This is a genomic window from Aphanothece microscopica RSMan92 (genome assembly GCF_046613545.2).
Taxonomy (GTDB): domain Bacteria; phylum Cyanobacteriota; class Cyanobacteriia; order PCC-6307; family Cyanobiaceae; genus NIES-981.
Window position 1 is genome coordinate 1 of the sequence record NZ_JBKKKY020000587.1, and the last position, 426, is coordinate 426.

The following is a 426-nucleotide window of genomic DNA, read 5'->3' on the forward strand; positions in this document are numbered from 1 at the left end:
TGGCCGCCGTCTCGGCCATCGTCCGATCGGCCCTTTCGGGCTGAGGCGGGACGGGAGCGCGCGGGCACCACCTCACCGGCGTCCTGACAGTATCCTGACAGCCGGAGGCCGACTCAGGGTAATCCGTGAGCCTGCCGGGCGGCGTGCCTGACTACACTGCCGGCCGTCGTTGTCATTCCGGGGAAATGTCATGAGAGGCCTGCGCCGCCTGAACACCTGGCTAGCCTGCACCGCCCTGGCCCTCGTCACGTCGGTGGCGGCGGCCCAGCAAGCCCAGCCGATCAAGATCGGGGTCATCGGCCCCTTCAGCGGCCCGTCCTCGGATTTCGGTGTGCCGATGCTGCACGGCATCGAGCTCGCCGTGGAAGAGATCAACGCGGTCGGCGGCTACCTCGGGCGGCCCCTGCAGCTGGTGATCAGGGACGA

Annotated in this window: 1 protein-coding gene; it reads left to right on the plus strand. The window is 69.0% G+C overall.

Annotation, left to right across the window (positions count from 1 at the left end):
• Positions 1-190: 190 nt before the first annotated feature.
• The coding region (locus ACLD7X_RS19180; protein ID WP_411425267.1) for an ABC transporter substrate-binding protein at positions 191-426 on the plus strand (236 nt) is incomplete at its 3' end.